The 13,687-nt window shown below is 65.7% G+C and carries 14 protein-coding genes; 6 read left to right on the plus strand and 8 right to left on the minus strand.

From position 1 onward, the window contains the following. Positions 1-36 precede the first annotated feature (36 nt). The 3 genes from HMPREF3114_RS11715 to HMPREF3114_RS11725 all read right to left on the minus strand — a co-directional run bounded on the left by HMPREF3114_RS11715 (position 37) and on the right by HMPREF3114_RS11725 (position 2,709). Positions 37-672, minus strand: coding sequence for a glutathione S-transferase family protein (locus HMPREF3114_RS11715; RefSeq protein WP_053497824.1), 636 nt, complete (start codon positions 670-672; stop codon positions 37-39). A gap of 58 nt (positions 673-730) precedes the next feature. Next, complete coding sequence (locus HMPREF3114_RS11720) at positions 731-1,069, minus strand: hypothetical protein (protein WP_005417563.1); 339 nt, start codon at positions 1,067-1,069, stop codon at positions 731-733. Positions 1,070-1,191: 122 nt separating this feature from the next. Continuing rightward, the gene (locus tag HMPREF3114_RS11725) at positions 1,192-2,709 is read right to left on the minus strand and encodes a fumarate hydratase (RefSeq protein WP_053497826.1); all 1,518 of its coding nucleotides are present in this window, start codon (positions 2,707-2,709) and stop codon (positions 1,192-1,194) included. A gap of 147 nt (positions 2,710-2,856) precedes the next feature. On the opposite strand from HMPREF3114_RS11725, the gene HMPREF3114_RS11730 reads away from it, so the two are divergent. From HMPREF3114_RS11730 to HMPREF3114_RS11745, 4 genes are all read left to right on the plus strand, one after another. Next, complete coding sequence (locus HMPREF3114_RS11730; protein WP_070489842.1) at positions 2,857-3,753, plus strand: RNA polymerase sigma-70 factor; 897 nt, start codon at positions 2,857-2,859, stop codon at positions 3,751-3,753. A 36-nt stretch (positions 3,754-3,789) separates the two neighbouring features. Next, a complete protein-coding gene (locus tag HMPREF3114_RS11735) occupies positions 3,790-4,239 on the plus strand; it encodes a carboxymuconolactone decarboxylase family protein (protein WP_053497828.1) in 450 nt (149 codons plus the stop codon). Positions 4,240-4,380: 141 nt separating this feature from the next. Then, positions 4,381-6,234, plus strand: coding sequence for an ABC transporter ATP-binding protein (locus HMPREF3114_RS11740; protein ID WP_070489845.1), 1,854 nt, complete (start codon positions 4,381-4,383; stop codon positions 6,232-6,234). A gap of 80 nt (positions 6,235-6,314) precedes the next feature. After that, positions 6,315-7,094, plus strand: coding sequence for a ferredoxin--NADP reductase (locus HMPREF3114_RS11745; RefSeq protein ID WP_070489843.1), 780 nt, complete (start codon positions 6,315-6,317; stop codon positions 7,092-7,094). Positions 7,095-7,164: 70 nt separating this feature from the next. On the opposite strand, the gene HMPREF3114_RS11750 is transcribed toward HMPREF3114_RS11745, so the two are convergent. Then, on the minus strand, positions 7,165-7,644 hold the full coding sequence (locus tag HMPREF3114_RS11750) for a glutathione peroxidase (RefSeq protein ID WP_053497833.1): 480 nt from the start codon (positions 7,642-7,644) through the stop codon (positions 7,165-7,167). A 130-nt stretch (positions 7,645-7,774) separates the two neighbouring features. Between HMPREF3114_RS11750 and HMPREF3114_RS11755 the strand changes: the two genes are divergently transcribed. Next, positions 7,775-9,943, plus strand: a complete 2,169-nt coding sequence (locus tag HMPREF3114_RS11755; RefSeq protein WP_053497835.1) for a M3 family metallopeptidase — start codon at positions 7,775-7,777, stop codon at positions 9,941-9,943. Between the two features lie 62 nt (positions 9,944-10,005). On the opposite strand, the gene HMPREF3114_RS11760 is transcribed toward HMPREF3114_RS11755, so the two are convergent. The 4 genes from HMPREF3114_RS11760 to HMPREF3114_RS11775 all read right to left on the minus strand — a co-directional run bounded on the left by HMPREF3114_RS11760 (position 10,006) and on the right by HMPREF3114_RS11775 (position 13,277). Next, positions 10,006-10,770: a hypothetical protein gene (locus HMPREF3114_RS11760; RefSeq protein WP_070489844.1), complete on the minus strand. Its 765-nt coding sequence runs from the start codon at positions 10,768-10,770 to the stop codon at positions 10,006-10,008. Positions 10,771-10,920: 150 nt separating this feature from the next. Continuing rightward, positions 10,921-12,036 carry a cyclopropane fatty acyl phospholipid synthase gene (cfa, locus tag HMPREF3114_RS11765; RefSeq protein ID WP_053497837.1) on the minus strand — a complete coding sequence of 372 codons (1,116 nt, stop codon included), beginning with the start codon at positions 12,034-12,036 and terminating at the stop codon, positions 10,921-10,923. 19 nt (positions 12,037-12,055) lie between these two features. Beyond that, complete coding sequence (locus tag HMPREF3114_RS11770; RefSeq protein ID WP_005417582.1) at positions 12,056-12,937, minus strand: DUF3298 and DUF4163 domain-containing protein; 882 nt, start codon at positions 12,935-12,937, stop codon at positions 12,056-12,058. A gap of 37 nt (positions 12,938-12,974) precedes the next feature. Then, complete coding sequence (locus HMPREF3114_RS11775) at positions 12,975-13,277, minus strand: GNAT family N-acetyltransferase (RefSeq protein WP_005417588.1); 303 nt, start codon at positions 13,275-13,277, stop codon at positions 12,975-12,977. Positions 13,278-13,485: 208 nt separating this feature from the next. Here HMPREF3114_RS11775 and HMPREF3114_RS21200 point away from each other — a divergent pair, with 208 nt between their 5' ends. Beyond that, positions 13,486-13,647 (plus strand): hypothetical protein, encoded by a 162-nt coding sequence (locus HMPREF3114_RS21200; protein ID WP_162911592.1) that lies wholly within the window; start codon positions 13,486-13,488, stop codon positions 13,645-13,647. Positions 13,648-13,687: the final 40 nt, after the last annotated feature.

Genomic DNA, 13,687 nt, shown 5'->3' on the forward strand with positions numbered 1-13,687 from the left:
CACAAACGACTTAATTCCCTCCGTCCCCTTTTTTGGTTACCGCCAATCGGTGATGCCTTCGCGGCGGTAGACCTCGGCGAACGCCGGGCGCGCCTTCATCGAGGTGGCATGCGCCTTGAGCACTGGCCAGGTGTCACTGGGCCTGGGCATGTTGCGCGACCAGCGCATCAACATCACCAGCATGTAGTCGACCACGCAGGGCGTGGCGCCCAGCAGGTACGGGCCGTGCGCCTGCAGGTGAGCGGCAACGTGCTGCCAAGCCGCTTCGAGCCGCTGACGCGCCCTCTCGCGGCTGGCCTCAACGTTCGCCTGGCCGGCCATTTCATGCGGATAGAACCAGGCCCGATAGGCCGGCTGCAGCGTATTGGCACACCAGAACATCCAGCGATAGGCATCGCCACGCTGCGGCGTGCCCGGTACCGGGAGCAGGCCGGCCTCCGGGTGGCGATCGGCCAGGTACAGGGCGATGGCCGCCGCTTCGGTCAGTACCAAGCCATCGATCAACAGTGTCGGCACCACACCGGCCGGATTGAGCGCCAGGTACTGCGCCGACTTGTGCTCGCGCGCGTCGAAATCCAGCAGCACCAGTTCATGCTCGATGCCGAGCTCGATCAGCAGCCAGTGCACGACCAGCGCGGCGGTACTGGTCGAACCATACAGCATGGTGCTCATGCGGAAGATCCTGTGCAGGGGGATCAGCCGATTATGCGCCCACGCGCGCGATCGTTGCTCAGCCGCAGCTGCTCATGCAGGAATCCCGGCGCTCGCCACAGGACATCATCGGCGCGCGCATCGCGCAGTCGTGCGTCTTCAGTTCGCAGGCACGGCGCAGGTCCGGATTGTCCACGTCCTTGCAGCGTTTGTCCGGCGCCGGCACCACCTGCTGCTCGCAGTTGCTCTGGCGGCTGCCGAGGGAGTCATTCTGCGCCATGCAGCTGCGATAGCCGGCCTGGCACTGCACGCGGCATTGCGCGGATGCTGGGAAATCCGCGCCTTCGTATGACGCCGGGGTGCTGCAACCGGCCAGGGCCAGCAGCACGCCTACCACGATGAACCGATGCAGGGCCATGGACACGTCCTGTGCGAGGGTGTACCGACCGTAGCAGAGCAGAGGCTACAGGCGCGTTAATCCTTCTGCCCACACAACAACGGCGCCACAGGGGCGCCGTTGTCTGGTCCGGGATGGAGGGCTTACTCCACAACCACCGGAATCTTGCCAATGCGGGCCTGCCATTCGCGCGGGCCGGTCTTGTGCACCGATTCGCCGGTGGAATCCACCGCCACGGTCACCGGCATGTCCTGCACGGTGAACTCGTAGATCGCCTCCATGCCCAGGTCGGCGAAACCGACCACCTTGGCGGCTTTGATGGCCTTGGACACCAGGTAGGCCGAACCACCAACGGCCATCAGGTAGGCCGACTTGTGCTTCCTGATCGCCTCGATGGCGGCCGGGCCGCGCTCGGCCTTGCCGACCATGCCCAGCAGACCGGTCTGCGCCAGCACCTGCTCGGTGAACTTGTCCATGCGGGTCGCCGTGGTCGGGCCGGCCGGGCCCACCACTTCGTCGCGCACCGGATCGACCGGGCCGACGTAATAGATGAAGCGGCCCTTCAGGTCGACCGGCAGTTCCTCGCCCTTGTTGAGCATGTCGACCATGCGCTTGTGCGCGGCATCGCGACCCGTCAGCAGCTTGCCGTTGAGCAGCAGGGTCTGGCCCGGCTTCCAGCTGGCCACGTCTTCCGGGGTGATCGTGTCCAGGTCCACGCGGGTGCCCCTGGACGCGTCATAGGTCAGCTTCGGCCAGTCTTCCAGCGACGGCGGGTCCAGCATCACCGGGCCACTGCCATCCAGGGTGAAGTGCGCATGGCGGGTGGCGGCGCAGTTCGGGATCATCGCCACCGGCAGGTTGGCCGCATGGGTCGGATAGTCGTTGATCTTGATGTCCAGCACAGTGGTCAGGCCGCCCAGGCCCTGCGCACCGATGCCCAATGCATTGACCTTCTCATACAGCTCCAGGCGCAGCTCCTCGATGCGGTTGGAGGCACCACGGGCCTGCAGCTCGGTGATGTCGATCGGTTCCATCAGCGCCTCCTTGGCCAGCAGCATCGCCTTCTCGGCGGTGCCACCGATGCCGATGCCGAGCATGCCCGGCGGGCACCAGCCGGCGCCCATAGTCGGCACGGTCTTCAGCACCCAGTCGACGATGGAGTCGGACGGGTTGAGCATGGCGAACTTGGTCTTCGCTTCCGAACCACCGCCCTTGGCGGCAACGATGACGTCGACCTTGTTGCCCGGCACCACCTTGACGTTGACCACGCCCGGGGTATTGTCCTTGGTATTGATCCGCTTGCCGGCCGGATCAGCCAGCACCGAGGCGCGCAGCTTGTTGTCCGGATGCATGTAGGCGCGGCGAACGCCTTCATTGGCCATGTCTTCCACGCCCATGGTGGCGTCATCCCAACGCACGTCCATGCCGATTTCCAGGAACACGGTGACGATGCCGGTGTCCTGGCAGATCGGACGGTGGCCTTCGGCGCACATCCGCGAATTGATCAGGATCTGGGCCATCGCTTCCTTCGCGGCCGGCGACTCCTCGCGCTCGTACGCGGCGGCGAGGTTCTTGATGTAGTCGACCGGGTGGTAGTACGAGATGTACTGCAGCGCGTCGGCGATGGACTGGATGAGGTCTTCCTGCTTGATCGATGTCACGGCTTGCTCGCTTGCTCGAGGCTGGCGGGGGTAATCGGCCCATTTTACCCCCTCCCCCGGCCCCGGGGTGGTAGTGCCGGCCGCTGGCCGGCAAGATTCCCCCCGACGCTCTGTCACGCCACGCGCCACTGCGGCGTCCTTGCCCACATGAACGCCGAAACCGTTTTCCAGACCCACCGCCCGCGCCTGATGGCGCTGGCCTATCGCCTGCTCGGCAGCCGCGCCGACGCCGAAGACGTGGTCCAGGACGCCTGGCTGCGCTGGTCCGGCGCCGATCCCGCCAGCGTCCGCGATGCAGAGGCCTGGCTGGTCACCACCACCACCCGGCTCGGCCTGGACCGCCTGCGAGCGGCCAAGCGCGAGCGTGTCCACTATGTCGGCCCATGGCTGGCCGAACCGCTGGCGGTCACCCTGGAGCCTGACCCCTCGCCCGGCCCGGCCCAGCTGCATGCGCTGGCCGACGAGGTCTCGGTCGCCTTCCTGACCCTGCTCGAACAGCTCGGCCCCGAAGAACGCGCCGCCTTCCTGCTGAAGGAGGCCTTCGACCACGACTACCGTGAGATCGCCGACCTGATCGGCCACAGCGAAGCCAACTGCCGGCAGCTGGTGCACCGTGCCCGGCAGCGCCTGCAGGCCGGACGGCCGCGCTTCAACGCCGATGCCATCCAGCACCGGCAGTTGCTGACGCGCTTCATGGATGCCTCGCAGCGCGGCGACAGCGAAGCGATCCAGGCCCTGCTGCACGCCAATGCGGTACTGGTCTCCGACGGCGGTGGCGTAGTCACTGCGGCGGTACGGCCCCTGCTGGGCGCCGAACGCATCGGCCGCCTGTTCTGGGCCATCGCCCGCCGCGGCGCGGCGCATCCGGCGCAGCTGGGCTACGTCAACGGCGAACCGGCGATCCTGCGTTTCCAGGGTGACCGCCTGCACTCGATCACCACCATCGAAGTGGTCGATGGTCGCATCGCCAACGTGTACAGCGTGCTGAATCCAGAAAAATTGCCGAAGGTTGTCACGCACCGCGACGCTGCGGCGTCCTTGTGATGAAAGGCGGCCATCGTGGCCGCCGTGGAGCCCACGATGTCCGATCACACCTTCCCCCGCGTCCCCTACACCCGCCTGGCCGCCGAGGCCTTCAAGGGCCTGCTGGCCACCAGCCAGGCGGTGCATGACAGCTCGATCGACCCGACCCTGATGGAACTGGTGTTCCTGCGCGTGTCGCAGCTCAACGGCTGCGGCTACTGCATGGACATGCACGGCACCGCGCTGCGCAAGGGTGGCATCGAGCCGCGCAAGCTGGACACCCTGCCCGCCTGGCACGAAAGCCGCTTCTTCGATGCGCGCGAACGCGCAGCACTGGGCTGGGCCGAGGCGCTGACCCGCTTGACCGACGGAGCGCCGTCGCAAGCGGCGTTCGATGCACTGGAACCGCACTTCGATGCGAAGGGCATCAGCGACCTGAGCATGGGCATTGCGGTGATCAATGCCTGGAACCGGCTGGGTGCGGGGCTGCTGCCACCGCTGCCGTAACGGAGAGCGGGGTCGGATCCCTTCGCATGGCGAAGGGCTCTGACTCCGAGGCGCGGTGGTGGGGTCAGAGCCCTTTGCGCTGCAAAGGGATCTGACCCCATCTGACCCCATCTGCACGCCGTGCGCGCGCACAATGGCGGCATGCCTACTGCCGCCGCGAAGAAACCCAGCCTGCGCCAGCGCTTCAGGGCGATGCGCAATCTGCCCCCCTTCCTGCGCATGATCTGGAAGACCAGTCCGGCGCTGACCCTGGCCAGCCTGGGGCTGCGCCTGATCCGTGCGCTGCTGCCGGTGGCGATGCTCTACGTCGGCAAGCTGATCATCGACAGCGCCCTGCACCTGAGCCAGCACGATGCCGGCTTCCCGCCGCTGGGCGAGGCGCTGTCCAGCGGCCTGCTCAATCCACTGCTGGGCCTGCTGGCACTGGAATTCGGCCTGGCCATCGCCTCAGACCTGCTCGGCCGGCTGGTCAGCTATGCCGACGTTCTGCTTTCCGAACTGTTCGCCAACGCCACCAGCATCCGTCTGATGGAACACGCCGCGACGCTGGACCTGGAGGATTTCGAAGACCCGGACCTGCAGGACAAGCTGGACCGTGCGCGCCGCCAGACCATGGGCAGGATGAACCTGATGAGCCAGCTGTTCGGCCAGGTGCAGGACGCGATCACCGTGGCCAGCCTCGCCGTCGGCCTGCTGGTCTACGCGCCGTGGCTGATCCTGCTGCTGGCGCTGGCACTGGTGCCGGCCTTCATCGGCGAATCGCACTTCAACGCGGCCGGCTACAGCCTCAACTTCGAGTGGACGCCCGAGCGCCGCCAGCTCGACTACCTGCGCCAGCTGGGCGCCAGCGTGGAAACGGCCAAGGAAGTGAAGATCTACAACCTGCACCGCTTCCTGGTGGAGCGCTACCGGCGCCTGTCGGTGGCATTGTTCCAGGCCAACCGCGCCCTGGCACGGCGCCGCGCGTTCTGGGGCACGCTGCTGGCTGCGCTGGGCACGCTGGGGTATTACACCGCCTACGCCTACATCGCATGGCGCACGGTGCGTGGGGACTTCTCGATCGGCGACCTGACCTTCCTCGCCGGCAGCTTCCTGCGCCTGCGCCAGCTGCTGGAAGGCCTGCTGATCGGCTTTTCGCAGGTGGCCAGCCAGGCGCTGTACCTGGATGACCTGTTCTCGTTCTTCCAGATCCAGCCGGAAATCCACTCGCGCGATGGGGCCGTGCGCGTGCCGCAACCGATCCGCCAGGGCTTCGTATTCGAGAACGTCGGCTTCCGCTACCCCGATGCCGAACAGTGGGCGGTGCGTCACCTGGATTTCCAGCTGCACGCCGGCGAAGTGCTGGCCCTGGTCGGCGAGAACGGCGCCGGCAAGACCACCCTGGTGAAGCTGCTGGCGCGGCTGTACGAACCGGACGAAGGCCGCATCCTGCTCGATGGCCGCGACCTGCGCGATTACGACCTGGATGACCTGCGCGCCAACCTCGGGGTGATCTTCCAGGACTTCGTGCGCTACAACCTCAGCGCCGGCGAAAACATCGGCGTCGGCCAGGTCGAGGCGATGGACGACCAGGCACGCATCGCTGACGCGGCGCGACGCGGCATGGCCGAGGAAGTCATCGACGACCTGCCCGGCGGCTACGACCAGCAGATCGGCCGCCGCTTCAAGCAGGGCGTGGACCTGTCCGGTGGCCAGTGGCAGAAGATCGCCATTGCCCGCGCATGGATGCGCAATGCGCAGGTGATGATCCTGGATGAGCCAACGGCAGCGCTGGATGCCCGCAGTGAGTTCGAGGTGTTCCAGCGGTTCAGGGAACTGGCGGATAATCGCACCGCAGTACTGATTTCCCACCGCTTTTCCTCGGTACGCATGGCCGACCGCATCCTGGTGCTGGCCGATGGCCGGATCGAGGCCAGCGGCACCCATGCGCAGCTGATGGCGCAGGGCGGCCGCTATGCCGAGCTGTTCGAGCTGCAGGCGGCGGGTTACCGCTGAGAACGCCTCTCGTTCCGCCCAATGAGAACTTGTCTCATTTGAGATAGAATTACCCCCGACGACTTTCGATAGATACGCCCATGTCCTCCGCTTTCGGCGCCGAAACGGTGCTTGAGGTCCGTCACTGGACCGATGCCTACTTCAGCTTCACCACCACCCGCGACAGCGGCTTCCGCTTCGAGAACGGCCAGTTCGTGATGATCGGCCTGGAAACCGAGGCGCGACCGCTGCTGCGCGCCTATTCCATTGCCAGTGCCAACTGGGAAGAACAGCTGGAGTTCTTCAGCATCAAGGTGCAGGACGGCCCGCTGACCTCGCGCCTGCAGCACATCAAGCCGGGCGACAAGGTACTGGTCGGCAAGAAGCCCACCGGCACCCTGCTGATCAGCGACCTGCATCCCGGCAGGAACCTGTACCTGCTGGGCACCGGCACCGGCCTGGCGCCGTGGCTGTCGGTCATCAAGGACCCGGAAACCTACGAGCGCTTCGAGAAGGTGATCCTGTGCCACGGCGTGCGCTACGAAAAGGACCTGGCCTACCGCGATTACTTCGAGACGGAACTGCGTGAGCACGAGTTCCTCGGCGAGATGATCGGCGACAAGCTGCTGTACTACCCGGCCGTCACCCGCGAGCCGTTCGCCAACCAGGGCCGCCTGACCCAGCTGATGGAGAGCGGCGAGATGCAGCGCACCCTCGGCCTGCCGGAACTGAGCCCGGAAAACGACCGCGCGATGATCTGCGGCAGCCCGCAGATGCTGGCCGACCTTCGCACCGTGCTCGATGCCCGGGGTTTCCAGGTTTCGCCGCGCATCGGCCAACCGGGCCACTACGTGTTCGAGCGCGCGTTCGTCGAGAAATAGCCCATCGCATCTGTAGAGCCGAGCCCGCGCTCGGAGTCAGCCGGAAAAGCAGCCGAGCGTGGGCTCGGCTCTACAGCAGCGCTTCGATCGCGCTGCGCAACTGCTCCGGCCGGGTGGTGGGCGCATGCCGCGACACCACCTGCCCCTGGCGATCGACCAGGAACTTGCTGAAATTCCACTTGATGCGGGCACTGCCGAGCAGGCCACGCTTTTCGTGCGTCATCCAGGCCCACAACGGATCAGCGCCCTCGCCGTTGACCTCGATCTTCTCCGACAGCGGAAAGCTGACCGGATAGTCCAGCGAACAGAACTGGCGGATCTGCGCCGCGTCCCCCGGCTCCTGCGCACCGAACTGGTTGCACGGGAAGCCGATCACCACCAGGCCGCGCTCGCGGTAGTCCTGCCACAACTGTTCCAGGCCGGTGTACTGCGGGGTGAAGCCACAGCGGCTGGCGACGTTCACCAGCAGCAACGGGTGGCCCTGATAACGGGCCAGCGCCTGCGGCTGGCCGTCGAGGTCACGGAAGCTGAAATCGTAGGCGCTGGTCATGAGGGCGGGCCGTGGGCGGTGAATGCATGGTACCCGCGCCCGGAGCCGGCAACATGCCTTTTGACACAAGTGCGGGCGCCGCCGGCCGGGTTACCCTCGGGCCCTTGTTTGCCTTACCGGAGTCCCTGCCTTGACCACCCGCCTTGCCCTTGCCGTGGCCATGTCCCTCGGCCTTGCCCTGCCCGCCTTCTCGGCCAGCGCCGTCACCCCGTCTGCCGGCACCCATGCCCAGCAGGCCAATCCGTTCTTCGCCGAAAGCCCGCTGCCCCTGCATTATCCGCAGTTCGACAGGATCAAGGACAGCGACTTCGCCCCGGCCTTCGACGCCGGCATGGCGCAGCAGCTGAAGGAAGTGGAGGCCATCGCCAACAACAAGGCCAAGCCGACCTTCGACAACACCATCATCGCCCTGGAAAAGAGCGGTGACATCCTCGACCGCGCGACCACCGTGTTCTTCAGCCTGGTCGGCGCCGATACCAATGACACCCGCAAGAAGCTGCAGGCCGACTACTCGGCGAAATTCGCCGCGCACAGCGATGCGATCGCGCTGAACGGCAAGCTGTTCGCCCGCATCCAGGCGCTGTATGACACCCGCAGCCAGCTGGGCCTGGACGCCGAAGGCGTGCGCCTGGTCGAGAAGTACTACGACAACTACGTGCGCGCAGGCGCCAAGCTGTCCGAGGCCGACAAGGCCAAGCTGAAGGAGATGAACGCCGAGCTGGCCAACCTCGGCACCAAGTTCAGCCAGAACGTGCAGTCGGAAGTGAACGCTTCGGCAATCACCGTCGACGACGTCAAGGCGCTGGACGGCCTGTCCAAGGAGCAGATCGCCGCCGCCGCCGAAGCCGCCAAGGCCCGCGGCCAGGACGGCAAGTACGTGATCACCCTGCTCAACACCACCGGCCAGCCGCCGCTGACCAACCTGGCCAACCGCGCCCTGCGCCAGAAGATCTACGAAGCGTCGGTCAGCCGTGGCAGCCGTGGCGGTGAGTTCGACAACACCGCGCTCGTCTCGCGCATCATGCAGCTGCGTGCCGACAAGGCCAAGCTGATGGGCTTCCCGAACTTCGCCGCCTACAACCTGACCAACCAGACCGCCAAGACCCCCGAAGCGGTCAACGCAATGCTGGGCAAGCTGGCCCCGGCCGCGGTGGCCAACGCCAAGCGTGAAGCCGCCGACCTGCAGGCGATGATCGACCAGGAACAGAAGGCCGCCGGCAAGCCGACGTTCAAGCTGGAACCGTGGGACTGGGCCTTCTACAGCGAGAAGGTGCGCCAGGCCAAGTACAACTTCGACGAGTCGCAGCTGAAGCCGTACTTCGAAATGAAGAACGTGCTGGAGAACGGCGTGTTCTACGCCGCGGGCCAGGAATTCGGCCTGACCTTCAAGCAGCGCACCGACCTGCCGGTCTACCACGATGACGTCACCGTCTACGACGTGTTCGACGCCGACGGCAGCCAGCTGGCGATCTTCATCTTCGACCCGTATGCACGCGCCTCCAAGCGCGGTGGTGCGTGGATGAACTCCTACGTCTCGCAGTCCAAGCTGACCGGCTTCAAGCCGGTGGTCGCCAACCACCTGAACATTCCGAAGCCGCCGGCCGGCCAGCCGACCCTGCTGACCTGGGACGAGGTGAACACCACCTTCCACGAGTTCGGCCACGCCCTGCACGGCATGTTCTCCAACGTGAAGTACCCGTACTTCTCGGGCACCTCGGTGCCGCGTGACTTCGTCGAGTTCCCCTCCCAGGTCAACGAGATGTGGTCGGACAACCCGGTCATCCTGAAGAACTACGCCAAGCACTACCAGAACGGTTCGGCGATGCCGCAGGCGCTGCTGGACAAGGTGCTGGCGGCGGCCAAGTTCAACCAGGGCTTCGCCACCACCGAATACCTGGGCGCGGCGATGCTGGACCAGAACTGGCACCAGATCGGCCCGGACCAGGTGCCGGCGGCCAAGGACGTGATGGCCTTCGAGCGCGCCGCACTGGAGAAGGACGGCATCTACTACGCGCCGGTTCCGCCGCGTTACAAGACCCCGTACTTCAGCCACATCATGGGCGGCTATTCGGCCGGCTACTACGCCTACATCTGGTCGGAAGTGCTCGATGCCAACACCCAGAAGTGGTTCAAGGACAATGGCGGCCTGAACCGCAAGAACGGCGACCACTTCCGTGCCACCCTGCTGTCCAAGGGCGGCAGCGTCGACGCGATGCAGCTGTTCCGCGATTTCGCCGGCCACGAGCCGCAGATCGAACCGCTGCTGGAAAAGCGTGGCCTGACCGGCGCCGGCAACTGATCGCCAGCGCAGTCGCCTGAAACGAAAACCGCCCGGGAGACCGGGCGGTTTTTTCGTTGAGGTCATCGCCGGAACAATCGTTCCCACCATCGTTTCTGCGTGGTTGCCGCCGGAGCCGTATCCGTATCCGTATCCGTATCCAGGGTTTCCGGCACGAACTGCGCCAGCTGCGCCGCGACGGCCTCTGCGTACAGCAACGCGCCATCGGGGGCGCAGTTGAGCAGATTGCTCATGCTGGTCGATGCGTTGAGGTCCATCGGATTCGGCTCGACCACCTCGCTTGCTTCCAGCAATCCGCATCCCTTGCCGATGGCATCATCGACAACGCTCCAGAACACGGCCAGTCGACCATCAGAGAACAGCTCGTGCAGACGCGCGCGCAGGTCATTGTCCGCGGCGTAGTCCGCGCGCATCTGCTTCAGCCGGTCATGCGTGATGAACACACCACCACCGTAGTTTTCGCGCAGGTGGTTGCCTGCAGCGGCGTCCGCCCACTGTGGCGGCACCAGTTGCCGCCAGTCCGCGAAATAGCGGGCAACCACCGGATCGTCGATGAAGAACGAAAGGGCGCTCCCGCGAAGATAGTGATACCGGCGCAGGTGACCGGCCACGATCGCCAGGTACAAAGCATGCCCCTTCTCGAAGGGCACGTCTGCGCTGATCGAGCGAGCCTCGTCGATGCGTTCCTGCAGCTGCTCCATGTAGAAAGGCTCGATCCGGAATTGCTGCTGCAGCGGCTCAACCAGCGTCGCGTCCTCCAGCGCACGGAAATAGAGGCCACGGATTTCCGAGTCCGCGACTGGATGGTAGGTGATGTCCCAACCCATGCTGCAACGCCTTCAGGAATGCGGTAATGCCGCCGACCCAACAGCTTAGCGTCGTCGGCACCCTTGCGGAGAGCAGACCGTGCAATACCCGTAGTCAACGTCAATGAGTGTCGTATCAGGCCTGATCTATCCCTCTCTCCCGACGCAACACTACCGTGGCGCCACGTACCCGCCCGGCACGCCTTCCGGCGACAGCACCAGCTGCCACAGCTGCGCGTGCCGGCAGCGGAAGGTGGCCATCGACCCGGCCAGGTAGAAGCGCCACATGCGGCGGAAGTGCTCGTCGTAGCGCGCATCCAGCCGTGGCCACGCCGCCTCTACGTTGCGCCGCCAGGCCTGCAGGGTCAGGTCGTAGTCGGTGCCGAAGTTGTGCCAGTCCTCCAGTACGAAACGGCCTTCGAACGCCCGGGTGATCTGCACCGCCGACGGCAGCATCGAGTTGGGGAAGATGTAGCGCGCGATCCACGGATCGGTGCGATGCCGGGAGATGTTGGTACCGATGCTGTGCAACAGCAGCAGGCCGCGCGGCGACAGGCAGCGCTTGGCCACCTCGAAGAAGCCCGCGTAGTTCTTGTCACCGACGTGCTCGAACATGCCGATCGAGAAAATCGCATCGAACGGTTCGTCCAGCTCGCGGTAGTCCTGCAGTCGGATCTCGATCGGCAGGCCTGCGCACAGGTTCCGCGCGAACTCGGCCTGCTCCTGCGAAATCGTCACGCCGACGCCGCTGACACCGTAGCGCTCAACGGCGAACTTCAGCGCTTCACCCCAACCGCAGCCGATGTCCAGCACGCGCTGGCCCGGGCGCAGGCCCAGCTTGCGGCAGACCAGGTCGAGCTTGGCTTCCTGTGCGGCGTCGAGATCATCGGCGTTGCGCCAATAGCCACAGCTGTAGACCAGGCGCTGGCCGAGCATGGCCTGGTAGAGATCGTTGCCCAGGTCGTAATGACGGCGCCCGACCTCGTAGCTGCCCTGCCCCGCCTGCAGGTTGAACAGGCGCGCCTTCAGCGCATCGGCCACTTCGCGCCAGCCGTGCACCCGTTCATCCAGGTGCGCCTGCATCAGGTGGACGAGGAATTCATCCAGGACGTTCGCATCCCACCACCCTTCCATGTAGCTCTCGCCCAGGCCGAGCGAGCCGTGGCCCATGACCCGCGCGAAAAAGCGCGGGTCATGCACCTGGATGTCCTGTGGCTGGGTACCGCCGATGCGGACCCCGGCTTCGTGGAGCAGGCCGGCGACCCGCTCCTGCAACCCTGTATCCACGCCACCTCCTCGACTGCGGTCAACCGCGTGCGAACAGCTCCACGTAGTCCTTGGCCACGTGCGGCAACAGCACCGCCGCCGGTACATCGGCGGTCTGGGTGCCGTCCGAGTATGGACCCACCTGGTACGGAGGGAAAACAAACCGCAGCGCGGTGATCTGCCCCTTGTCGTCGGTCAGTGGCTGGAACTGGCTGAAATTGTCGGCCTGCGGGCCAGTACCGTCGGCGATCATGCGCGATGCGTTGCGCAGCGATTCCTGCAGTTGGGCCGGGTCCATGTCCTCGCCGCTGAGCCGCGTGGCCACGCGTTCGCGCAGCTGGTCGGAGACGAAATCGCTGATTGCCTTCCAGCCCTTGGCATCGGTCACCAGCTTGTCGGCACTGAGCATCTGCTGCTGCTGCGGCAGCCATACGAAGCGCGCCACCAGCGGTTCGCCATGGGCGCCACCGGTGTAGCGGCTGCCATCGGCACTGACCACCACCAGCTGCGGGGTTTCCAGCAGCTTCTCGAAGCTCAGCGACAGCTCGTAGGGCATGGTCGGCTTGTCATTGCCCAGCCCGTCCAGCGCCTGCTGCAGGTCACTGCGTGCACTCGTCGCGTAGCTCTGCAGCGCGCGCGCCAGGCCGGGGTAGCGGTCGATACCGGCCGGGTAGCTGATTCCCACCACTTCGCGCTCGTTGTTTTCGATCACGTCGCGCAGGTCCAGCGGCGCTTCCGTGGCCGGCGTCTCGCCGGCGGCGGTGGCTTCGGCGGCGGGCGCCGCGTCGGTTACCGGCGCCGGCTCGCTTTCACGCTGGCAACCGGCCAGCAACAGCACGCCCACCACGCCGGCCAGCACGCTGCCGTGCAGTGGCCGGTTGTTTCCAATCTTCATCGGGATCCCCTGTTCATGTTTGTACATCATCGCCTGCCATGGCTGAAGCGTGGCCCGCTGGCACTCAGCCAACGAGCAGGTCGTGGTACTCCTCGTGCCGCTGCAGGAAAGCCTCGGCGTAGGAACATGCCGGCACCACCTTGTACTTCTGCTCGCGGGCGAAACGCAGTGCCACGCGGGTCAGCTCACCGGCGATGCCACGGCCGGCGATCGGCTCGGGCACCTCGGTGTGGGTGATGACCATGCGCTTGCGCTTGATCTGGTAGTCCAGCACCGCCAGCTGTCCTCGCACACGGGCGGTGAAGCGGTGGTTGGCCAGATCGTGTTCGACCTCGTAGGCCAGACCGGGGGGCGTGACCGAAGCCATGGAACTGTCTCCTGCGGCGACTGCGTGGATGGTGCGCAGCCGGGCGCCATGATCGCGTGAAGCCTGAACAGGGGCAAGTCCAGTCCATTCACGTCAGTTTTCGCCCTCAAGCTGGAGGGGCGCCGGCCGCTATCGCCTATGGCGGGGTACGGCCAGGCTGGCACGACCCTTGCGACCATTGATCATGCGCACCACCGTGGAGGCTCCCATGCACGCCAGCGATTCCCATTCCGATACCGACCGCGCCCTGCTGGAGGGCCTGCTGCAACTGGCGGTGGAAGGGCAGACCGAGGATCAGGATTTCCAGCGCATCGGCGAGGAAGTATTCGCCCGCCTGCTGGATACCTACGGCCACACGACCCAGGCCTGAAACCGGATACGCCGGGGTCGGATCCGCAGGATCCGACCCC

It is taken from the genome of Stenotrophomonas sp. HMSC10F07, assembly GCF_001807895.1.
Classification (GTDB): Bacteria; Pseudomonadota; Gammaproteobacteria; order Xanthomonadales; family Xanthomonadaceae; genus Stenotrophomonas; species Stenotrophomonas sepilia.